The organism is Paenibacillus sp. J22R232 (assembly GCF_056269165.1).
Genome location: NZ_JBWDNK010000019.1, coordinates 68,647 through 91,128 on the forward strand (window position 1 = coordinate 68,647; position 22,482 = coordinate 91,128).

21 protein-coding genes are annotated in these 22,482 nt (G+C 49.9%); 6 read left to right on the forward strand and 15 right to left on the reverse strand.

The annotated features are described in order from the left end of the window. Positions 1-100 precede the first annotated feature (100 nt). Together AC0YN3_RS29600 and AC0YN3_RS29605 are read right to left on the reverse strand one after the other, a co-directional pair. The gene (locus AC0YN3_RS29600) at positions 101-967 is read right to left on the reverse strand and encodes a sugar phosphate isomerase/epimerase family protein (RefSeq protein WP_475778500.1); all 867 of its coding nucleotides are present in this window, start codon (positions 965-967) and stop codon (positions 101-103) included. Next, a complete protein-coding gene (locus tag AC0YN3_RS29605) occupies positions 967-1,776 on the reverse strand; it encodes a phytanoyl-CoA dioxygenase family protein (protein ID WP_475778501.1) in 810 nt (269 codons plus the stop codon). The genes AC0YN3_RS29600 and AC0YN3_RS29605 overlap by 1 nt, the downstream gene beginning before the upstream one ends. Positions 1,777-1,909: 133 nt before the next feature. Here AC0YN3_RS29605 and AC0YN3_RS29610 point away from each other — a divergent pair, with 133 nt between their 5' ends. Then, complete coding sequence (locus AC0YN3_RS29610; RefSeq protein ID WP_475778502.1) at positions 1,910-2,722, forward strand: helix-turn-helix domain-containing protein; 813 nt, start codon at positions 1,910-1,912, stop codon at positions 2,720-2,722. 28 nt (positions 2,723-2,750) lie between these two features. Here the strand turns inward: AC0YN3_RS29610 and AC0YN3_RS29615 are convergent, their stop codons facing one another. Together AC0YN3_RS29615 and AC0YN3_RS29620 are read right to left on the reverse strand one after the other, a co-directional pair. Beyond that, a complete protein-coding gene (locus AC0YN3_RS29615) occupies positions 2,751-3,689 on the reverse strand; it encodes an aldo/keto reductase (protein ID WP_475778503.1) in 939 nt (312 codons plus the stop codon). A 27-nt stretch (positions 3,690-3,716) separates the two neighbouring features. After that, on the reverse strand, positions 3,717-4,718 hold the full coding sequence (locus AC0YN3_RS29620) for a Gfo/Idh/MocA family protein (protein WP_475778504.1): 1,002 nt from the start codon (positions 4,716-4,718) through the stop codon (positions 3,717-3,719). Between the two features lie 219 nt (positions 4,719-4,937). Between AC0YN3_RS29620 and AC0YN3_RS29625 the strand changes: the two genes are divergently transcribed. Then, the gene (locus AC0YN3_RS29625) at positions 4,938-5,774 is read left to right on the forward strand and encodes a helix-turn-helix transcriptional regulator (RefSeq protein ID WP_475778505.1); all 837 of its coding nucleotides are present in this window, start codon (positions 4,938-4,940) and stop codon (positions 5,772-5,774) included. A 124-nt stretch (positions 5,775-5,898) separates the two neighbouring features. Here AC0YN3_RS29625 and AC0YN3_RS29630 read toward each other — a convergent pair whose 3' ends face one another. From AC0YN3_RS29630 to AC0YN3_RS29640, 3 genes are read right to left on the reverse strand one after another with little or no spacing between them, the layout of a single operon-like run. Continuing rightward, positions 5,899-6,909, reverse strand: a complete 1,011-nt coding sequence (locus AC0YN3_RS29630; protein WP_475778506.1) for a Gfo/Idh/MocA family protein — start codon at positions 6,907-6,909, stop codon at positions 5,899-5,901. Positions 6,910-6,937: 28 nt separating this feature from the next. After that, entirely contained in the window at positions 6,938-7,786 is an 849-nt protein-coding gene (locus AC0YN3_RS29635) for a sugar phosphate isomerase/epimerase family protein (protein WP_475778507.1), read from the reverse strand. A gap of 23 nt (positions 7,787-7,809) precedes the next feature. Next, positions 7,810-8,451 (reverse strand): carbohydrate-binding family 9-like protein, encoded by a 642-nt coding sequence (locus AC0YN3_RS29640; RefSeq protein WP_475778508.1) that lies wholly within the window; start codon positions 8,449-8,451, stop codon positions 7,810-7,812. 211 nt (positions 8,452-8,662) lie between these two features. Here AC0YN3_RS29640 and AC0YN3_RS29645 point away from each other — a divergent pair, with 211 nt between their 5' ends. Then, positions 8,663-9,523 (forward strand): AraC family transcriptional regulator, encoded by an 861-nt coding sequence (locus AC0YN3_RS29645; protein WP_475778509.1) that lies wholly within the window; start codon positions 8,663-8,665, stop codon positions 9,521-9,523. A gap of 65 nt (positions 9,524-9,588) precedes the next feature. Here AC0YN3_RS29645 and AC0YN3_RS29650 read toward each other — a convergent pair whose 3' ends face one another. The 7 genes from AC0YN3_RS29650 to rpsN all read right to left on the reverse strand — a co-directional run bounded on the left by AC0YN3_RS29650 (position 9,589) and on the right by rpsN (position 16,320). Then, positions 9,589-10,638: a LacI family DNA-binding transcriptional regulator gene (locus AC0YN3_RS29650; protein ID WP_475778510.1), complete on the reverse strand. Its 1,050-nt coding sequence runs from the start codon at positions 10,636-10,638 to the stop codon at positions 9,589-9,591. A 210-nt stretch (positions 10,639-10,848) separates the two neighbouring features. Then, entirely contained in the window at positions 10,849-12,210 is a 1,362-nt protein-coding gene (locus AC0YN3_RS29655; protein WP_475778511.1) for an ABC transporter substrate-binding protein, read from the reverse strand. A 59-nt stretch (positions 12,211-12,269) separates the two neighbouring features. Then, positions 12,270-13,112 (reverse strand): carbohydrate ABC transporter permease, encoded by an 843-nt coding sequence (locus tag AC0YN3_RS29660; RefSeq protein ID WP_475778512.1) that lies wholly within the window; start codon positions 13,110-13,112, stop codon positions 12,270-12,272. A gap of 11 nt (positions 13,113-13,123) precedes the next feature. Then, the gene (locus AC0YN3_RS29665) at positions 13,124-14,017 is read right to left on the reverse strand and encodes a carbohydrate ABC transporter permease (RefSeq protein ID WP_475778513.1); all 894 of its coding nucleotides are present in this window, start codon (positions 14,015-14,017) and stop codon (positions 13,124-13,126) included. 8 nt (positions 14,018-14,025) lie between these two features. Continuing rightward, the gene (locus AC0YN3_RS29670; RefSeq protein WP_475778514.1) at positions 14,026-15,126 is read right to left on the reverse strand and encodes a Gfo/Idh/MocA family protein; all 1,101 of its coding nucleotides are present in this window, start codon (positions 15,124-15,126) and stop codon (positions 14,026-14,028) included. Between the two features lie 557 nt (positions 15,127-15,683). Beyond that, positions 15,684-16,019, reverse strand: coding sequence for a DUF3024 domain-containing protein (locus AC0YN3_RS29675; protein WP_475778515.1), 336 nt, complete (start codon positions 16,017-16,019; stop codon positions 15,684-15,686). 31 nt (positions 16,020-16,050) lie between these two features. Beyond that, positions 16,051-16,320, reverse strand: a complete 270-nt coding sequence (gene rpsN / locus AC0YN3_RS29680; protein ID WP_475778516.1) for a 30S ribosomal protein S14 — start codon at positions 16,318-16,320, stop codon at positions 16,051-16,053. Between the two features lie 229 nt (positions 16,321-16,549). Here rpsN and AC0YN3_RS29685 point away from each other — a divergent pair, with 229 nt between their 5' ends. Both AC0YN3_RS29685 and AC0YN3_RS29690 read left to right on the forward strand, forming a co-directional pair. Next, positions 16,550-17,542 (forward strand): ABC transporter substrate-binding protein, encoded by a 993-nt coding sequence (locus AC0YN3_RS29685; protein WP_475778517.1) that lies wholly within the window; start codon positions 16,550-16,552, stop codon positions 17,540-17,542. Positions 17,543-17,672: 130 nt separating this feature from the next. Continuing rightward, a complete protein-coding gene (locus AC0YN3_RS29690) occupies positions 17,673-19,289 on the forward strand; it encodes an ABC transporter substrate-binding protein (protein WP_475778518.1) in 1,617 nt (538 codons plus the stop codon). Between the two features lie 7 nt (positions 19,290-19,296). Here the strand turns inward: AC0YN3_RS29690 and AC0YN3_RS29695 are convergent, their stop codons facing one another. Further along, positions 19,297-21,012: an ABC transporter ATP-binding protein gene (locus AC0YN3_RS29695; protein WP_475778519.1), complete on the reverse strand. Its 1,716-nt coding sequence runs from the start codon at positions 21,010-21,012 to the stop codon at positions 19,297-19,299. 251 nt (positions 21,013-21,263) lie between these two features. On the opposite strand from AC0YN3_RS29695, the gene AC0YN3_RS29700 reads away from it, so the two are divergent. After that, on the forward strand, positions 21,264-22,346 hold the full coding sequence (locus AC0YN3_RS29700; protein ID WP_475778520.1) for a Gfo/Idh/MocA family protein: 1,083 nt from the start codon (positions 21,264-21,266) through the stop codon (positions 22,344-22,346). Positions 22,347-22,482 lie beyond the last annotated feature (136 nt).

Genomic DNA, 22,482 nt, shown 5'->3' on the forward strand with positions numbered 1-22,482 from the left:
GATTCACGCGATAAAGCATTCTTCTATTTTTACGGGAAACGGTACCTCCTCTTGCAGAGGTCGGCGAAGCCGTTTCTTCTTGTACTGCCTCGTTTTCCGTTTATTGCAATCCCTTCCTCCAAAGCTGCCTCACCAGCTGCTTCAGATACAACGCTTGGGACCACCGGTCTCCAAGCTCCTCCCGTCTAGCGCCTGCCTCATCCCGCGTAATCGCGTAAGGCGCCGGTCCCAGCTCAATTACAACGGGGAAGCGGTCGCTCTCCCTTCGCTCCGCTATCCGCCACTGGTTCATTGCCCCCTCCCACCATCTTGCGAAATGGGGAAGCATCGGGTGCTCGCCCGCTTCACCTGGATCTACCTGAACCTGCTCGCCGTTTGATATCCGCGTGTGGATGCTGCCTGCGTGCGGCAGCAGGCTTTGCAGCATCTCCTCCGCTTCTGCCGAAATGGTATGCAGCTCGCCCGCTACGACATAATGCGAGTAATCAATCGTAAGCCGAAGCTCCGGAAGCGCTTCAAGAAATTGCCGGGTACGGATCAAATCCTGGGTGATTGTGCCGCGATGCGTCTCTACGAATATCGGAATCCCTGAATGCCTGGAAAGCGCATCAATCCCTGACAACAGCTCCAGTGCCTGGTCACCGGTTAGGAAAGGCTTCATCACTTGAACATTTATATAGTCAACACTGCCGAACTGGATGGCTTTCTCAATAAAATCCGACATGTTCGCAGTGGACGAAGGGTACGCGTTCACGCTGAAGGACAAGCCGTATTGCTGAAGCTTTTCCTTCCACAATGGGCTGTCGTCCGCTGAAGGCACGAAAGCATTTATGCCATCAAAACCATTTTCCGCAATTCGTTTAATCTTCTCCTCTGTCGTCGCCGCGTATCCCGCCGTTCCGGCTAATCCCTCCATTCCCCACCATGACATTTCAACAAGCAGCTTATTTTGCCATTTGTTCAGCATTAGTGCGGATACGCCATGTCGAATTCAGCGCCGCATGGCCCTCCGTTCGGATTGATTTCCAAATCGACAGGCGTGCCGTCTTGACGAAGCAGGGGACGGTAATGGTTGCTGATATGGGTTGCTGAAGCGTTTGCATAATGGCAAATAAAGGCGCGGCGGAACTGATCCTTCGTCTTGTTGCGATACGAGCCATGGATCAGGTTCCCGTTGAAAAACAAAACATCGCCTTTATCCATAATAACAGGCATCGCTTTGTGCTCCTTAGGCGGCTTTACGTAATGGGTCGTGAATGATTCCGAAGAATCGGCAAGCTCCGGGCAGCTGATTTCATGCTCGCTCGTTTTCGGGACGACTAGCAATCCGCCGTTCTCCTCCGTTGCCGCATCGATAGCCGTCCAAGCCGCAATGCAGTTGCCCGGCTCAACCTGCAAATAGAAATTATCCTGATGCAGCGCTTGCCCGCGCGAGCCAGGAGGCTTGTAATAGAACATGCTTTGCGCTGCCAGCGCTTCCTCGCCGTACAGCTCGCCAAGCACGTTCATCACGGGCTGATGGAGCATATATTGCTTCGCGACGTCGTCGAAGCGATGCGGATGCATCACACGCGGATAACGCTTGAGCGGATCATCGGCGTGCTCGCTCAGATCAGGCTCGAACATGCCAGGTATCGTTCGATGGCTGATTTCTTCAAAGCGGTCTTCAATGACACGCACATCCTCCTCCGTGAACAAACCTTTGACGATAAGGTAACCTTCTGTGCGAAATTGCTCGCGCTGCTCTTCATTTAAAGAAATAAACGGATTAGCCATTGTGCCTCTCTCCTCTGATTTTCATTTAATCTTCTTGACATCATCATAAGACTATCGCTATTTTTAAGGAAGCAAGCTTACTGCTGAAAACTAACGGTATTCTGCTATTTATTATTTTTTGGAGGAATGCGCCTTGCCTAAATCCCAGCAGACAAAGTCTGACATAAGCACCTCATACAACAATCTATTCGGAGGACGCCTGGATGAAACGGACACCTATAAGCATCGTAGGCCAAGCGGCATGGAGGATTGGCTCCTATTTTTCACGTTGGAAGGAGAAGGCTACTTGCGGACTGCCGGGGAAGAACAGCTTTGCCATAGCGGCCAAATCGCGTTCCTCCGTCCCGGCATTCCGCATGAGTACGGAACCGTAAAGGGCAAACGCTGGCATTTCTACTGGGTTCATTTTCAAAAACTACCTGAAAGCGACTACCTGCCGAACAACGAAATCATTATTGCCGACATTCCTGAGGGCCAGCTATTCCAAAGAGTGCAGCAAACGATCCAGAACGTGCTGGCAGATTCAAGGGAGAGGGCTAGCTTCTGGCATATGCTGTGCGAGAATTCGCTGCGCGAAACGATTTTGCTTGCCGCTCGCCTGCTCGAGAAAAGGCTTGACCCTAGAATCGAGCTTGCCCTGCAATATTTATCACGCAACATGACCCGCGCGATTCGGCTCGAGGATGTTGCCGGCGCAGCTTCATTGTCTCTCTCCAGGCTGTCTCATCTATTCAAACAGGAAACGGGAGGGACGATTATCGAGCATTTGAATCGACTCCGTCTCCAGCAGGCTGCCCTGCTCATGGAGCATATGGGCAGAACCGCCACCGAAGCAGCGCTTGATGTCGGCTTCAACAACTATAATCACTTTGCCGATTTATTCCGCGGCGCATACGGGCTTAGCCCGAGAGCATACAAAAAAGAAAGGGCTACCCGCGTGGAGTAGCCCTTCCTGTCTTATATTTGCAGCAAGCCTATACCTTCTGAGCAGCCAAATCCAGCCACTCCATCTCTTCCTTCGTCAGCGCAATAAGCGAGCCGGCGTCACAGGAATGAAGCTCTTCAATCGATTGCGCACCGATTAGCGCGCAGGTTGGAAACGGCTGATTAAGCACATACGCAAGCGCAATCTGGATCGCGCTGACGCCTTTCTCAGCAGCAAGCTGCTTCGCGCGCTCCAAGCGCTCCCAATTCTCGTCGCTATAAAATACGCGTACAAGATCGGCATTGTCACGAATTTCCGGCGAGAATCTGCCCGTAAAAAAGCCTCTCGCTTGCGAGGACCATGATAACAGCGGGAACTGCTGCTGTTCATGCCAAGCGATTGTTTCTTCATCCGCGGATACGCAGCCTGCCCAGAACGGCTCGTTCGCTTTCGCAAGGCTTAAGTTCGGACTGCTGAACGTGAAGCCGACAAGCCCTTTGGCATCGGCATACTCATTCGCTTCTTTAATCCGCTGCCAAGTCCAGTTCGAAACCCCAATCGCCCGCACGCTGCCTGCTCGGATATGCTCGTTCAATATTTCGATAACCTCTCCCGCCGGAACGGCAGGATCGTCACGATGCAGCGCATAAAGGTCAATATAATCGGTCTGCAGCCGCGCAAGGCTGTCTGTCAAATCGGCAAGAATCGCTTCCTTGTTTACGCGCGGGCCGTTTTGGTCATGATGCGCGCATTTGGTCAGAATAACCATATGCTCCCGATTTCCGCGTTCCTGCATATAGCGGCCAATGACTTCCTCGCTTTGGCCGCCGCAGTAAATATGCGCCGTATCGACGGAATTGCCGCCAATCGAGATGAAAGCATCCAGGTTTGCCGCCGCTTTCTCATACGAATGATGGAAGAAATAATCCGTGCCCTTCATTAATCGGGATACCTGCTTCGGGGAACCTTTAATTTGAATATATTCCATGTTTAATACCCTCCTTGAAAGTTGTTTTTAAAGCGTAATTCTTGAGCGCGAATGCGCGGATGCCAGACAGGCATCAATGACTCTCATATTCGCCAAAGCATCTGCTGCGCCGTATAGGATCGTCTGCTCGCCATTGATTGCGTTCGCCATTTGATCCGCTTGCTCGGTATATGCGTTAACGTGCGGCACCACGATTTCCTTGCGCTCGCCTTTGGCGCTCACGTAGAAATTGCCGCTGCCCGGCTCGCCCGTCACGTATGCGGAGGGAACCTCGATGATTCCTTCGTCACCGAGCACCTCCAACGGATTGCGGAACGCGGCCCACATGCCGCAGTCAAAGGTCAGCGAGACCGCTCCGCCGAATTCGATCAAGCCGGAAGCCATCATATCGACATGGTCGTGCTGCTCCGAGAACATAGCCTGCACCGTCACAGCCTCCGGCTCCTTGCCGAGAAGCAAGCGGGCCGCGTTAATCGGATAGCAGCCGACATCGTACAAGGAGCCGCCGCCCCATTCCTTGCGATACCTGACGTTTTCTTTGTGTCCCGCGTTATTGAAGGTAAAGGCGCTGCGAATGCCTCTAACCTCGCCGATCTGCCCTTCGTCGATGATGCCCTTGATCATCGCATAGCGCGGATGGTATCTATACATAAAGGCTTCGGATAAAAGTACGCCTGCCTTCGCTGCCGCTTCCGCCATCTCCGCCGCTTCTTTCTCTGTCAAAGCCAGCGGCTTCTCGCATAAAATATGTTTGCCCGCTTCCGCAGCGCGGATCGCCCATTCCCGGTGCAAATGGTTAGGCAGCGGTATATAAATAACGTCGATGGCATCATCTTCAAGCAGCGCTTCATAGCTGCCGTACGCGGTTGGAATATTCAGCTCTTCAGCCGTTCGTTTTGCATTTTCTTCGTCGCGGCTGGCAATGGCGGACGCCTCGTTCAGCTCGGAGAGATGAAGACCCGGAATGACCGCTCTTTTGGCGATGCCAGCGCAGCCCATAATGCCCCACTTCAGTTTTTTCGTTGTCATTTCATCAGCCACCTCGAATTGTTAATGTATGACTATATTGTGATTAAAAGCACTTATGCGCAGCCGTCATTATTACGGAAGCAAGCCGTAGCCGTCCGTTATTTCACAAAAATCCAACGCTTATCTTGTGCTTGTTTTTAGTTTAAAGTAGAATCCGCAAAAATAAAATGATATTATTTTGTTATACATTAAAATTATATTGTCATTGGAGCGCATCTCATGCAAAGGCAAAGCCACCTGCTTACGCTGCCGAATAACCCCTTCTTTTGCTTTCCCGAATCGGTCGGCAACTATTGGAGCCATCCCGAGCATTATTCCCTTCGGGAAGCCGGCTCTTTGAACAACTTCAACATCCATTATGTCGTTTCCGGCAAAGGCTACGTCGAATGGGACGGCAAGGTACACACGCTCGAAGCAGGAGAAGCCGTATTATACTTCCCCTTACAGCGCCAGCAATACTATAGCAGCAAAGATGACCCGTGGGATATCCGCTGGTTTCATTTCTACGGAACGGGACTGCAGGATTACATGATTGAAAGAGGCTTTCACAAAAGCCAGCTTTGGACGGTTAGGCAGCGCACCGCCTTCGAGCAGGCACACGAGGATTTGCTCGTCGAAGCCGAGACCCATCGCATGCTGCATCCGACCAAGCTCTCCGCGCTCACTTATGCCATTCTTGCCGTATTTGTCGAGCAAGCCGTGCCGATATCCGGCAGCAAAGCGAGCAGCGCAGGCAATCGCATCGTTGAACTGCTGCCCCTCATGCAGCAGGAGGCCGCACAGCCCTTCGTACTGGAGCAATGGGCCGAGCAGGCTGGCGTCAGCCCTTATTATTTCTGCAAGCTGTTCCGCAGCGTCATGGAGATGACGCCGATGGACTTCATCACCCGTTCCAGGCTCCAGATGGCGAAGCAATGGCTGCTTGAGCGCAAAGATACGAACATCGGGCAAATTGCCGAAGATGCGGGGTATCCGAGCGTCAGCTATTTCAATAAACGGTTTATGGAGCATGAAGGCATGACGCCAACCTTATATCGCCAGCTTTATGGGATTTGAAACGCCGCGCAACGCCAGGAAACCAGAAAAGCCGGTATATCATGCCAAAAGGGGCAGTCCCATCAGCCGTAGCTGTTGAAACTGCCCCTATTCTATGCCTATTTATTGGATTGCTCTAACCCTTTTATAGCGACACCCAAGCTCCGCCCTGATCTGCTGAGCGTAGCTCAGCCTCAATGATTTCGAGCGTGCCGACAGCGCTTGAAGGCATGCATGTTGTCACGGCCTTGCCTTCATTCACCGATTCGATGAAATATTTGATCTGGCGATAATACCCCATGTCTTCCGAAAGCTCGGCCACGAAGCCCGGCGCGTCATTCGGATTGACCTTTACCTGACCATTCTCAAATACCAAGTTTCCGCCTTCGAAATTGACACGGTATGTCATCGAGAAGCCGTAGTCGCCTTCCAGCGTCCAATCGGCTTGCGCATTCAGCACTTTGCCATCGGGATAGCTGTAATGCGTGGACACGACATCGTAGCCGCTGCCCGGGATAACGTTGCGCGCAAGCGTCGATACCTTCTCAGGCTTGCCGAACAGCCAGTGCACCATATCCGCGTCATGAATATGCATGTCAAGCAAACAGCCGCCGCTCTTGCTGCCGTCAAGGAACCAGCCCTTGGGCGCAGCGGAGCCCCTGAAGAAATACCCTCCGGTAACGTTGCCATATCGGCCATCCTCAACGGCAGCCTTCAAATATTCATAAGCAGGCCAGAAGCGCAGGCATTGCCCGATCATTAAGGTGTTGCCCGTTTTTTCGGCTGTATTAGCCATGCGGTAACCGTCTTCCGAGGTTCCTGCCACCGGCTTCTCGCATAATACATGCAAGCCTCTTTCAAGCAGCGAGACGGTAAGATCCGCATGCAGATAAGTAGGCAGCGTGATATCGACGATATCCAACTCCTCGTTTTCCAGCATCGCGGCAATGTTATCGTACAGGCGGTATGGAGAAAGATCATAAACCTCTTGCTCCGTCGCCATGTTGCCGGAAGCCTTGCCTTCTTTAAGCTCCTCAATGAGCAGGTCGCAGATTGCAACGAGCTGCACCGGCGCTCCCTCTGAAGCTAGGCGTACATAATTGTCAAAATGCATGCGTCCCATAAATCCAAACCCAATCAATCCAACCTTTAACATAATATGACCTCCGATTTCCGATTTGAATTTAACCGATTTGACGACCGAGAATGGCATCCATTGCCCGAGAAGTGTTGTATATGATCTGCTCGGAATGATGCGCGTACGAGGGAATCATCTCGCCTGTAACATAGTTGCTGTATCCGATAGCGTTCAGCGCCTCCATAACCGCAGGATAATGGACATCCCCCGCCAATAGATCGACGAAACCGTGCAATCCGCCTGCTTGACGGCGATAATCCTTGAAATGCACTTTCTTAATGCGGTGCCCCAATATGCGAATCCATTGCTCCGGATATCCGTTTTGCACTGCATTTCCTACATCGAAGTAGGAGCCTACGAATTCCGAATGATGCGAGTCGATGAAGGAACGCAATTCTAGCGGCGACAGCAGAAACTTATTCCACACATTTTCAATGCCGATGGATACGCCTGCGGCCTCCGCGAAAGGAATCAGCTTATTGATGGATTCGAGCGCGCGGTCATATGCATGCTCATAATCGACGACTTCGCTGCCCGGAATGAAATCGACGCCTACCGCGCCTGGAATAACCAAAATCGTATCCACGCCTAATGCAGCCGCGAGCTCAAGCTGCTTCTTGCATACGTCAGTCGCCTTCTCGCGCGTTGCCGCGTCAGCGCTAGTCATTGGATAAGACCAATATAAGCCTGTCGCCAGTCCCGCGATTTCCAGCTCGGCCTCTTGCAATCTCTCTTTGATGTCGTTGATTTCCTTGTCCGTAGCGGCAAGGCTCAGCTCGCCTGTCTCATTCAATGAAAGCTCGATTCCGTCGAAACCTGCTTTCTTAGCCGTTAGTATACAATCGGCAATCTTCGCGTCACCTTGGAACGACCAAATATTAATGCCCTTTTTCATACGATAGCCTCCTATTTGATTGATTATATAAATACCAGCCTGCCAAATTTGCGAGGGAGATGAAAATTTACCGCTTTTGTCGCCTGCCATGCTTGATATTCCCGAACTCCGTCACGATCCTCGTCAATTCGGTAAAAGTTCACGCGCCAGCTCAATCCCGGTTCTATCTTACGTTGGAAATTGCCGATCGGAATGTGAATCGTATAAACACGCTTGCTCTCATCCAGCAGCTCGACAGAAGATTCCAAACCATCCAACTGCCATGTCAAATCGGTTTCAGTTACGCGGTACTCTCCATCATGTGAAATGAGAGCATCAAACACGACATTATGCGGACTTATCTCCAGCTCGATGTAACGCCTGCCGTCCCCTGCCTCATCAATAAACAGCTCCACGACATCCTGCTCATAAAGAGGCTCGTCTCGCTTTGTAAAGGTTGATCTGGCAAAAGAATCGCTGCATTCATAACGGATGTGCAAATAAGCCGAGCTCCAGCATGCACGTACTTCGGTTCGTTCCTTCGGCCTTGCACCCGTCACCGTTTCAACCAAATCCAGCGCATCATAGCTCTCCCAATCGATAGCAGCAGCGGACATGCTATCCGAATCGTTAGGCAGCTGTCTGCAATAGTAGACTCCACTTTCCTGAAACGCGGCAGCATCCATGATTAAAGCTCCTTTTTAACAAATTACGTGATATTGAATATGAATCACTCACATGTGATAATACATATAATACATGATCATGCAGTATATTTATTTAGCTGAAATCGCGATTATTTGGACTATTCCGTTCTCTTTCAAATCGAATATCTGGAAGGAATGATAACGCCTGAACAACGATCCAGCCCACTATCCGAAGCAAAGAACGGCAAGCATGGGCGAATGGTCGCCGAGCGTTCACTACGCCCAGTTTCAGCATATGCCTGCGGGGATTCTTCCTGAGCGAAGACTGTATGATTTCGAGCTGCTTTACGTCTGCCATGGCCAGGCAGCCACGCGCATGCAAGGACAGCGTTACATGCTCGAAGCCGGGCAGCTCATCCTGCTGCCCTCTGGCGTCTATCACCAGAATGAGATCATAGCTGCCGCAGGCGTCCGTTTCCTCGGCATTCATTTCGACTTTTTCAATGAGCTGGACATCCAGACTGAAGCGGATATGGTCGTCAATGAATCTAGCGTTTGGCCCGATAAATTTTGTTTCGAAGCCGTCGTAGAAGGACAAGCCCATTTAACGGAGCATCCCGTCTACACGCCACCTCTTGCATGTGTCCAGTTGATGGAGCAGCTCGTTGAAGAGTTTACCAAGCGTGCGCTCGGTTATGAGCTGGTCTGCAAAGGATTGATGCTGAATATTCTCGCCTATTTGCTGCGCACTCCCTTATCCCGTACGCTTACGCAAGCGACCCTCCATGGGGAACGGCTGGCAGCGCTCATGGAACGGATTGAAGCAGCACCCGCCACATCTTGGTCTAACACGGCCATTGCCGAGCAAATGAACATGAGCGTTGATCATGCGGCAAAGCTCTTCAAGCAAATGGCCGGCATGCCGCCAAGCGAATTCGTGCAATCGGTGCGCCATAGGGAAGCCCGCAGGCTGCTTCGCGAATCTGATTGGCCCATCGAGATCGTCGGTGATCAAGTCGGTTATTCGGATATCCACTATTTCAGCCGTATTTTCCGAAGGCATGAAGGCATATCCCCCCGGGAATACCGCAAGCTATCCAAAATCTTATAGAACAGGCGGACGCAAAAATCCCCTCTTCCGATTGGATAGAGGGGATTTCGGCATGCGAACCGCCGTTACTTCGATGCTTCCAGCTCGCGTACGATTTTGGATCTCGTTGAATGCCTTAGCATGCATGTGTATGGAATGATCATTTTGACCGGAATCGTATATTGGTTCTCCAAATAATCAAGCAATAGCTTGACAGCAAACATTCCCATTTCCAGCTTGGGAACATGAATCGTCGATAATGGCGGCGAGGTGAATTCCGAAATTTCAATATTATCCACGCCAAAAAAGGCAATGTCATCCGGAATTTTCAGCTCCCGCTCTGTTGCTGCCCGCATGGCTGCAATCGCCATCATGTCGCTCGCAGCAAAAATAGCGGTCGGCGTATGGTCATCCTTCTCGAAGGCTTGCTTCGTCAGCTCGTAGCTTAACGCCACATCCCATTTCACATCGATGACCCAGTGATCATAGATCGGTAGCCCCGCTTCTTTCATCGCACTCTGATACCCCAAAAAACGCTTCTCGTCACGGAAGTCATCGTCCAGCTCGGACCCTCCGATATAGCCGATTTCCCGGTGTCCTTGGTCAATCAGATGCTGTACGGCTTCCTTGGCGGCTGCCGCGCGGTCATAGCTGACAACGGGAACCTCTTTGTCTGAGATATCAACTCCGACTACCGATCTAACGTTGGCTTTTATCCATTGATAAGCTTCTGAGTCAATCCGTTCCACGACCAGCATGCCATCGATCCGATGCTCTTTCACGAGCGAGCGCAGCTCCTCGACATCCGTCTCCTTCTCAATGCTGTAGACGAATTCAAGCCGCATCCCTGCTAAGGCAAGCGCTTTTTCGATACCTTCCAGAATAACGGAAAAATAAGGATTATTATATTTATTTTGCGGGATCGCAACGACGCAGGCAATGTGGTACGGGCTCTTGGAGTCATTTTTTTTGGTCTTCGGCACGCGATTGGTCCGGTACCCGAGCTGTTCTGCGGTTTCCCAGATTTTTTTGCGCGTTTCGTCGCTAACCGAACGGTTGGAGTCATTTTTCATCACTCGTGACACGGTCGAGATGGATACGCCTACCCGTTCCGCAATATCTTTCAGTTTAGCCATTTCCCAGCCCTCTCTCCACAAATCCAAATCTAGACTAGCTTGTTTAATTGGGGCAAATTAATCTCAATCATTAAAATTTGCCGCAAATTTAATTGTATATTCCTCAACTAAGGATGTCAAGAAAACAAGCGCTGTCTAAGCAAAAAAGCAGGGCAAACGCTGCTTTGCGCTTGCCCTGCTTTTCATGATCCGGATGGAAAGAAGATCGCGTTATTTGATTTTGGAAGCCAAATCGCTAATCGCTGCTTGCAGGTCGCCTTCACCTGATAGCGGGAGCTTCAACGCCTGTTCGCCATACGTCCAGACCAAATCGGTTTTCTTTGCGGTAAATGGCGATATGATGCCGTATTGCTGAGCATCCAAGAAGATTTGATTCTCGTTGCCTGCCGTTTGAATATACGCGTCAGCGGCAGCTTTGTTCGCAGGAATCGAGTAGCCTTGTTTCGCTAGCTCCGTTTGGCCTTCGGGTCCTGCCAGCCAAGTAAGCAATTTAACGGCTGCGTCCTCATGCTTCGTATTGGCGCTGATTGCCATGCCTGCAGGCTGCACAACCGTTTGGTTAGTCTTGAATTTCGGCAAATAAGCAATACCGTATTTAATGCCCGCTTCTTTGTAATTCGTAGTGTTCCAGTTGCCGCCTGGATTCATGGCAACCTTGCCTGTCGTAATGCTGAGATTGACTTGGCCGCCAAGGCCTTCGATTTGCGCAGGCGTCGTATTGATTTTTTTGTTTTTCGTCAAGTCGATAAAGAAATTCAGCACTTCAAGCGCTTCAGGCGTATCAAGGGCAAGCGTACCGTCATCATTGACGAGTTTTGCGCCGTTCGACCAAAGCTCAGGCTCGAGGAACCAATCCATCGTCGAGCCAGGCGAGACGGACATGCCCCATTGCACGATATTTTTTGCGTCAAAATCAGCATCTCCGGCATTTTTTCCGTTTTTATCAAGCGTCATTTTTGTCGCGATATCTACGATTTCGTCCCAAGTAGGCTCTAGGCTCGGCGCGGAAGCACCGTAAGGGTTCGTTTTGGAGTCGTTGAACAACGCCGTATTGTAATACCAGACGATGACATTCGCGTCAATCGGAAGAGACACTTGCTTGTCCTGATACTTATGGAGGCCAAGCAGGCTTTCGTCAATATTGCCAAGATCGAATGAGTTCGCGGTCAATAAGCTATCCAACTCTTTGAATATACCTAGCTCAGCATACTTTTCAATGTAAGCATAGCTGGTTTTGAACACGTCAGGCAGCGTGCCGCCAGCCGCATTGGCTGTTAGACCATCCCAATAGCTGCCCCAGTCCTTGCCTTCCAGCTTCACTTTAATATCTTTGTTCGCTGCCATAAATGCGTTAAGTAGTTCCTGCGTGCGCAGCAGTTCCTCTGCCGTTCCCCACTGGGAATAAGTAATCGTTACAGGCTCTGCGGAGCCCGAGTTTCCGTTGCTGCCAGCGTCAGTATCGTTTGCCCCATTTGAATTGCTCCCGGCATTGTTTCCGCACCCCGTAAAAATAATAGCCATTGCCAAAACCATGATCCAAGCGCTAGACAACCATTTGCTTTTCGTATTCATGCAAAGTTCCCCTTTTACGATAGTATAGAAAACGATAAACACGGACCTGACCACCAGAGCTACCCTTTCGATCCTGTAAGGACCACCCCCTCGACGATATAGCGCTGCGCAAAGAAGTACAGCAGCCCGATCGGGATAATACTTATGAATGCGCCGGCAGCAAGTGCCGGGAAATCCTGACTGGTTTGTCCGATCAGCAGTTGAAGCCCAACGCTGAGCGTAAACATCTCATTGTTTTTGATATAAAGGAATGGACCAAGGAAATCGAGCCAGGAATTCACAAATGCGAATATAATCGTCGTCACGATGATTGGCTTGGAAAGCGGCATAATGACTTTGGCATACACGGTCCACCGGTTGCCGCCATCGAGATAAGTCGCTTCATCCAGCTCCTGCGGTATCGTCAGGAAAAACTGCCGGAACAAGAAAATGTAATAAGCTCCTCCGAGCCATGCCGGTACGATAAGCGGCAACCACGTATCGATCCAATGCAGCTTGGCAAACAGCACATAGGATGGAATCATCATAATGGATGGAGGAATCATCAAAGTGAGCAATACGATCGGAAATAGCTTATCCCTATATTTGGTCGCAAACCGCGAGAAGCCATAAGCTACGATAGAGCTTGAAATCACCGCTCCAAGTGCGACAAAGATCGATATCGTGAATGAATTCTGTATCCATTTCCACATGAGCGGCTGTACGGTAAACAGGCGATCGAAGGCTTCGAAGGTCAGCTGCTCCGGAAACAAGGATGGAGGCACCTTATAGGTTTCCATCTTCGTCTTCATCATCGTGGAGAGCATCCAAACGAGAGGCCCTGCAAATACCATCAGCGTTGCGCACAGCAAGAAATATTTCAGCGCGGTTCCGCCTAGGCTGGTTTTTTGTCCGCCATTCATATATGTTCCCCCTATTTCTCGCCTTCGTAATACACAAAGCGGTTTGATAGCTTCATGAGGACAAAAGTGACCAGTGCAATTAATGCGAATAAAAAGATAGACTGCGACATGGCCATACTAAACTTCAAATCCGTAAAAGCCGACTTGTAGATGTTATACACGAACGTATAAGCCGCGTAGTTCGGTCCGCCCTTTGAAAGCAGCAAGGCCTCCGTGAACATTTGAAAGTTGTACATCGTCTGAATAATAATGACGAAGAGTATCGACGGGCTGATCATCGGCAGCGTAATCGCGAAAAACCGTCTCAATCTGCTGGCCCCGTCAATATCAGCCGCCTCATACAGGTGCATCGGAACGTTTTTGAGCGCCGCCAGGAATATCAGCACGCCGCTGCCGGATATCCATACCTGCAGTAAAATAATAACCGGCTTAATCGTATGCTCGCCGCCGATCCAATCCGTCTTCGCCAGCCCGAGCAGGCTGAGACCTGCATTCAGAATGCCGAACTCGGAGTTGAATACGAGTCTCCATATTATGACCGTAGCGACGATTGGCACTAAGGTCGGCAAGTAATAGAACGTACGGAACAAGGCGATGCCCCGTACGTTGAAATTGAGCAGCAGCGCTAGAACCAGCATGCCTGCCGTTACGATCGGAACGCCGAAGACAACGAAATACATCGTGTTCAGCAGGCTTTTCATAAATATAGGATCATCGATCATATGGATGAAATTGCTGAGGCCTACAAAATCATATTCAACTGCTCCCGGCAGCTTCGCATCCGTAAACGAATAAAAGACCGAGGTTCCGAACGGAATTAAGAAAAAGGTAATGAAACCGATGATCCACGGCATAATGAACACAAAGAACAGCAATGTGTCATACTTCCTCAAACTCTTCATCATGACACCCCTTAGCCCATTAGTTCTTCCAAATAGACATACCGTTCCTCAATAATCGATTTCTCCGCGGCAAGAGCAATTAGCAAAGCATCTCGTCCAATCTGCGCGGTAGCGAATGGCTGCTTCCCTTCCTTCAGGCAAGCAACGAACGCTTTACGCTGGGTTTGTCCGCCTGTGTGCCCGCCCATGATCGAGTCAGAGGTTACGTCAATCTCAAGATGATCCTTGGTCAAATCCTCACCGCCGACAATATCGATGGTCTTATCGTTTTTGGCTACCATTTGACCTCCATTTTCCCCGATTAACCCAATTTCAAGTCCGTCACCCATTAAATTTCTTGGTTTTAAGTACATGCACAAGCCCAAGTTGGCTTTGCTTCCGTTGTCGTAGTCAATCGTGATAAAAGCATGGTCGACGATCGATGGGTCCGAAATATTTTTGGCAGGATAATGGCTGTACGAATTCGTAATCCGGTTTTCTTGGCCTTGCTTCATCACATGCTGGCCGCCAGAAGCAAACACGCGCACCGGCTTCGCCTTGATCATCCAGTTGAAAATATCAAAGTGATGGCAGTCCTTCTCTACGATCGCCCCGCCTGATTTCGATTTATCATAAAACCAATCTGCTGGCGGGAACGGATCGCGAAACTCCTTGCACCACATCAACTTCACGTCGCCAAGACGCCCCTTCTCCAGCTCCTTCGCCATCCTGCGGTACACATTCGAATAGCGATACACAAGGCCAATTTGCAAAATCCGTTGATTGTCCTCTGCCGCTTTGATGATGGCATCGCAATCCTCCAACGTATGGGCGACTGGCTTCTCCAGAAAAACATGCTTGCCTGCTTCCAAGAACGCAACCGCTACTTCTCGGTGCAAATAGTTCGGAACGCTGATTACGACCGCGTCCAAATCCTCTTTCTGAAGAAGCTCGCGGTAGTCCGTACACACCGTCGGCTTGCTATTCGTTAGTTCAGCCATCGTACGCGCTACATTCGCCTCATTCATGTCGCATATATACAACACCTCGCATTCTTCCAACATGTCAAAGCCGATGCAATGATGCGAGCCCATATCACCTACGCCGATAAATGCCATCCTAATCTTGCTCATGTCCGCACTCTCCGTTGTCATTTTTTTGCGCCAAGCCTCACTTCGAGGAATCCATGTGAGATAAGCTAACCAACTTCATTTCATGTTTTGATAGTAATGCAATTTTTTCGCGTTGTCAACAATTTTTTGGCTAATTTATCATGATAATTTGCGGCAAAAAATTGATAATCGTTTTTATCGGTTTTACGGATACTTTTTCGACGTATCTTCTCATTAACCCCCATACATCCAGCTATATACAATGTATTTTTTGAAAATGTAAGCTTTTTCATTTGCCGCAAATTATTAAATGTTATGTATGTGTTACATTTAAATGTTTATCGCAATTGTTGCAAATAAGCTTCGTATCCAAGCAAAAAAAACCGGCATCCACGTATAGGATACCGGCTTTTGCTCTATTTCTTTGTTAAATCTAATGCCTATTTTGTATGGATCTGCTACCTTCTTGTTTTTGGATAACCCGCAGTTATATTCAACGAGGAGAGACATTCCTTGTTTAGCCTCCGGATGTGCTATATTCAGAGCTAACAGAACCATTCAAGACTAGAACAGACGAGCTATGACTTCCAGAAAAGGCCTTCCTGATCCAGCTCAACCCATTCCAGCTGCTGCTCGAAATCTTCGTTTGGAGAAATGACTTCAACAAAGGACCATGCATTTTCCTCGTTTTTTGCGTATACGTTCCACTTTTGCGATTCTAAGCGGAACTGTACAATGTCGATGCGGTCCCACTCGTTCCGTCTAGCCGTGGGGCGCTCCTCGGCAAGCGTCAATTGATTGCCTACTATCTCATGCCGCAGCCTGACGGATACGCGCAAATCCCCAGGCACCTTCTGCTCGATATAACCATCCATTATTGAAGCAAGTCGTTTAATTGTAAAAGGATCCAGCATCCTTCCCCCACCTCTTAAAACATCATGCAGCCTACCAGCTAGCTTTCTTAACGCCAGGAATTTGCCCGGCATGCGCCAGCTCGCGGAATTTAATCCGGGATACTTTGAATTTGCTCAAGTAGCCATGAGGACGGCCAGTCAGCTCGCAACGATTGTGCAAGCGCGTAGCCGAGGAATCCCTGGGCAGCTTCTGCAGCGCCGCGAAGTCGCCTTTTTCCTTCAGCTCTCTTCTTAGGTCAGCAAATTTAGCGACAATCGCTTGGCGCTTCAGCTCTTTCACTACCTTTGATTTTTTCGCCATCTTTCCCACCTCCTTATTCGTAATTATTACTAATTAAATATAGCAGAAATGATCAGCTTTGCAACCCTTATTTTGTTTATTCAAGCATGACGCAAAAGAAGGCGGGCTTGGACAAAACCAAACGGCTTCCTTTATTTTGTCCATTGAGTGCAAGGCAAATATCCTTTACGATAGCTTTAACCGATAATGATTATCATTATCCCAAATATTTTTCCGGAGGAGAACACACATGTACCGAAGTTCCAAAACTGTCGCTCTACTGAGCACTTTCGCATTAATGGGGGCATTATTGCTAGGCTGTGGCAGCAGCAACGCCAATGAAAGCAACGCGGCAAGTCCTGTCGCAGAAACGACGGAAGCGCCTGTGGCAACCGAGGAAGCCGCAGCTACGACCCGCGTGTTCACCGACTGGTCGAAGCATGAGGTCGAAGTTCCCGTAACGCCTCAGCGCGTCATTTATCATGGGGAAACGACCGGTGATTTGCTTGCCCTTGGCGTTAAGCCGATTGGCATTATGGTAGATGCCATTACAGGTACAGTCATGGAGGATCAGCTTCCTGACGTTGAAGATGTCGGTTTTCCGCTAAGCGTAGAAAAATCCTTGTCGCTGAAGCCCGATCTCATTATTTTCTCCAATTCCGACGAACAGCAATACGATGCTATCTCGAAGGTTGCTCCTACCGTAACCTTTAATACGTTCGACAAGCTTGATGTGCGGATGCGCTTTTTAGGCGACCTGTTCAATAAGAAGCAAGAAGCCGAGGACTGGCTGGCCGCGCATGCAGTCAAAATGTCCGATATGTGGACAGAGCTGCACGCAAACGGAGTGAAAGAAGGCGAGACCGCTTCTGTATTCACCATGTATCCAGGCAACCGTCTATTTATCATGGCAGGTGCGGGACTTCCGCAATTCTTGTATGAGGAAGGCGGCTTCAAGCCAACGCCGATCATTCAAGATCTAATCGATAAAGAAACAGGTTTCGCCGAAATTTCCGCCGAGCTGCTGCCGCAATACGCGGCTGATCGCATCTTTATTCTCAATCCCGTTGATCCAGCAGCCCAAGAGTCCACCAGCGATCTGCTCAAAAGCGAAATTTGGCAAAAGCTCCCTGCCGTTCAAAGCGGACAAGTATATAACTTTGATATTTTGAAAGCAGGCAGCGACGCAATCTCCAGGGAATGGTTAATCGATGAGTTGCCGAACATCCTATTGAAAAAGTAATTGAAAAATTAAAATCTGCTTTTAAATAAAACCCGGAAGAAGCTTTTCAGCTCTTGTTGAAAAGCTTCTTCTTTTTGTCTATAATGAATTTAATTGATAATAATTCTCATTACCGAAAAGAGGCAGCATCATGTCTACAGTACCGATAGCCCGTCTACCGCTCCGCTCCTTGCTCTTTCACTATATAGATGTCGACTTGCTCGACTTTGCTTCTGACGCGGTTTTAGCCGAGGAGACGACTTCCAGCTATATGCTGCTCATATTCAAAAGCGGCAACGGCAAGCTTTATACGGAATCATTCAGCGCTTCCTTCTCGCCTGACAGCACTTTCCTGCTCTCGCCCTCCACGGCTTATCAGTTCGAGAGCGTCGATGATAGCCAGATCGAATATTACCGGATCTCATTCCGCATCTTCCACATTGATGGCGGCCAGGCAGCCCCTTATGTAAAACCACTATTTCCGGACCGGCAAGAGCTGCGCATATACCCGCAAACACAATGGAATGATCTGCTCAGCCAGCTGTATGTCGGACAGACAAGCCAGGATGACTTGGAAGCGCACCGTCAGCAGCTTCATTTCCAGAAGATCATCGAATTTCTGCTTGAGCATAATTTGCAGGTTGACCAGCTGCAAAGTTCCGCGCAAACGGTCGAGCAAACGATTCAGTACATGCAAACAAACTTCCAAGACAACATAACCGTTAAGCAGCTCGCGCATATGGCGAATGTTCCTTCTTGGCAGTTTACGTCAATATTCAAAGAGCTGACCGGCAAAAAACCACTCGATTATTTGACGGAGCTGCGCATCAATAGGGCCAAGGAGTGGTTAACTCATACGGAAAGCACGCTCCGGGAAATTGCCGAGCGCGTAGGCTTCACGGACGAATATTATTTCAGCCGTCGCTTTCGGCTTATGACGGGCTTCTCGCCGAGGCAATATGCCATCTCCATGAGCCAAAACATTCTCGTCAAAGATTGGAACGGCCATGAAGTCCGTATCCCTTCGCACCCGAGCCGGGTTCTTTATTGCGGTGAAACGGTTGGCGACATGAACATGCTGGGCATTCCCTTAATCGAGAACCATATTTTCTGCAAGGATAACCCGCTTAGTCAAGAGCTGGCATCCAAGCTATCGCCGGACTTGATCATTTTCGATCATTATGACGAAGCCCTGTATTCGCAAATCTCGCAAATTGCGCCAACCCTTGCCTATAATTCCCGCGGTTCGCTAGATGACAGGCTTTTAATGCTCGGTGAGTGGTTTGGCAAAAAAAAAGAAGCCCAGCAGTGGCTTCTTCATCATAACAGCAATACTTTATTGATGTGGAAGCAGCTTCGGACGCTTATACGACCGGAGGAGACCGCTTCCGTGTTTGTTTTCCACAGGGGAAAACGCTTATTCGTCATGGGCAATATCGGTCTATCTTCGATCCTGTACCATCCCGATGGCTTCCGCCCTGCCGGCAAGGTCCAGCAGATTATGAAGTCAGGCAGACCCTACAAGGAAATTACGGCCAAAACCATTCATCAATACGCGGGTGACCGGGTATTCATGATGCTTCCGCAATGTTCCGAGTCCAAGGCAGCCATGGAGGAGCTGATGAACAGCCCCGTTTGGCGCAATCTCCCTGCAGTGAAAAACGGATTCAGCTATCTGCTTGATGAGCAGGATTGGAACATGGAGGATGCGGCAGCCAGAGACAAGCTTCTCTCCCTTCTTCCGCAGCTCCTTACCCAGTCTTCCTAGCTTCCTGCTAAGTACCGAACTGTGCTTGATGCAATCGGCTGTACGCGCCGCGCTCTGCAAGCAGCTCTTCGTGCTTACCCTGCTCGGCAATCCCCTGGTCAGCAACGACTACGATGCGGTCAGCATTTTTGATGGTCGCGAGCCTGTGAGCGATCACAAGCGTCGTCCTTCCGCGCGACAGCTCAGCAAGCGCCAGCTGGATAGCAGCTTCCGTCTCCGTATCCAGCGCGGATGTCGCTTCATCCAGAATCAGTATCGGCGGATTTTTCAAAAACATGCGGGCAATGGACAGCCGCTGCTTCTGGCCTCCTGAGAGCTTGACGCCTCTCTCGCCGATAAGGGTATCGAGACCTTCGGGCTGCGAGAGGACAAGCTCCTCCAGCTGTGCCTGACGCGCTGCCTGCATGACCTCCTCGTCAGAAGCCCCAAGCTTGCCGTACGCAATATTTTCCCTGATTGATCCGTCGAACAGGAATACGTCCTGCTGAACGATCCCGATGTTAGAGCGCAGCGACTCCAGCGTCATATGACGAATATCCATGTCATCGATTAGAATGGAGCCTTCCTCCACGTCATAGAATCGCGGCAGCAGGCTGCAAAGCGTCGTTTTCCCTGCACCGGACGGCCCGACCAGCGCTACCGTCTCCCCTGCACGAATGGACAGGTTAAGGCCTGTTAGAACCTTATCCTTGTTCTCGTAACCGAAAGTTACCTTTTTAAACTGAATATCGCCCTTTAGATGGTTAACGGCTACGGCATCCGGTGCATCGTCGATGTCAGGTGCCGTTTCGAGCAGCTCCAAATAGCGTTTGAAGCCAGCGATTCCTTTCGGATACGTTTCAATGACGGAATTGATTTGCTGGATAGGACTTAGAAATACGTTGGACAGCATGACGAAAGCAATGAATTCGCCATAGCTCATGTCGCCTTGGATGACAAACCAGGTTCCGCATACGAGCACGAACAATGAAATCAGTCGCATTAGAATAAAGCTGATTGAGGAATTCCATGCCATGACACGGTAAGCGATCAGCTTCGTCAACCGGAAGCGCCCGTTGTTCTCGGCAAAGCGAGCCATTTCATGCTTCTCGTTCGCGAACGCTTGAACGACGCGGATGCCGCTGACGTTGTTCTCGACGCGTGCGTTGTAGTCCGCAATATCGGAGAACATCCGATTGAAGGCCGCAGACATTTTGCGGCTGAAATACAGCGACAAATAAATCATGAGCGGAATAATGACAAAGGTCATAAGCGCGAGCTGCCAGTTGATGCTCAGCATGATAGCGAATGCGCCGGTCAGCGTCATCAAGGCGATAAACAAATCCTCAGGACCATGATGCGCGATCTCGCCAATATCCATCAGGTCATTGGTCATCCGCGACACCAGATGTCCCGTCTTGTTGTTATCGAAGAAACGGAAGCTTAGCTTCTGCACGCGGTCGAACAGCTGCTTGCGCATGTCCGATTCAATATTGATACCCAGCTTATGCCCCCAATAGGTGACCACGTAGTGCAGCGCGGCGCTGAAAACGTAAATCCCCAGCAAGCCGACGCAAGAGTATAATATCCATTTCCAGTTGCCGCTTGGCAGCAAATCATCAACAACCCGATTAACCGCAAGCGGGAACGCAAGCTCAAGCAACGCAGCCAGTATGGCGCAGCTGAAATCCAAAATAAACAGCTTCTTGTAGGGCTTGTAATACGCGAAAAAACGGCGAAGCATACACAACTTCCTCTCTAACCTAATCTTGGCAAATCCTTAATGAAAATCGTTATCAATTGCAGCCCATTCATCGTAAAACAAAGCCGCGGCTCGCACAATGGACAAACGTGAGCATTTTTTTGTACAAAATGAAACGCGGGTGCAGCCGGTTCATGTCATAATTTTAGAGAAGCCATGTCCTTTTCTCATCATTTCATGCGTGAATAAGCTGTGCTAAAGTAAGAGCATATTGACGAAATGAGGGACATACAATGACCACACCTATCCGAATCGGAATTATAGGAAGCGGAGGCATCGCAAGAGCCCATGCATCCGCTTATAAGAAAATGCCCATGCACGTAGAGATTGTTGCGGTGGCCGACAGCTTGCCAGGCAGGGCGCAGGCCTTCATCGAGCAGGAAGAGCTTGTCCATGCCGCTGCCTTCGAGGATCACAGAAAGCTTCTGGAGCTGGACCTGGATGGAGTAAGCATTTGCACACCGAACTTTGCTCACCACGAGACATCTGTAAACGCTTTAAACGCAGGCAAGCATGTATTGGTCGAGAAGCCGATGTCCGTGACGCTTCAGCAATCGATTGAAATGGTTGAAGCCGCTGAACGCAGCGGCAAGATGCTGACGGTAGGCTTTCAGCCGAGATACGACCCGAATATGTCCTTAATCCAAGAAATCGTGCAATCCGGAAAGCTCGGAAAGGTTTATTTCGTCGAAACCGGCGGCGGCAGACGGCGCGGCATGCCTGGCGGCACCTTTATCCGCCAGGAGCTTGCGGGAGCAGGCGCTATGGCTGACATCGGCTGCTATTCGCTGGATATGGCGCTTAATGCGCTCGGTTATCCGAAGCCGCTAACGGTATCGGCTTATACCTCGAACCACTTTGGCACGAATCCGATCTACCACCGCGAAGCCGCTAATTTCGACGTGGAGGATTTTGGGGTTGCCATGATCCGGCTTGAAGGCGACATTATATTAAATTACAAGACCAGCTGGGCGATGCATATGGATTCGCTTGGCGCGACGATGTTTCTCGGTACGGATGCCGGCCTAAAGGTTACGCCTGCGGGCTCAGGTCCATGGAGCGGCGTATGGGACGGAAGCGTTGGCAGTATGACTCTCTATCACGATGTGGTTAACCAGCACGTTCAATCCTCCATTCCGGTCATCGACCATGGCCTGAATTTGTTTGACGAGAAGGTGCGGGACTTTGTCGCCGCCATCAGAGAAAATCGCCCTGCACCGATTCCTGGCGCGGAGATCCTGTATAACCAAGCGATCATTGACGGTGTGCTCCGGTCCGCTGCAAGCAAGCGCGAAGTAACGATTGAACTGCCTTAGATTACATGAGGGACTGCAACCATAAGAAGCAGCTCTGCACGGACCATGTCCGTCTGAGCTGCTTCTTTTTTTGCTTAACGAAGTAGTGAAGCGGTTCTTTTAATGAGATTCGTATGAGCGCCATAGCAATATTTAT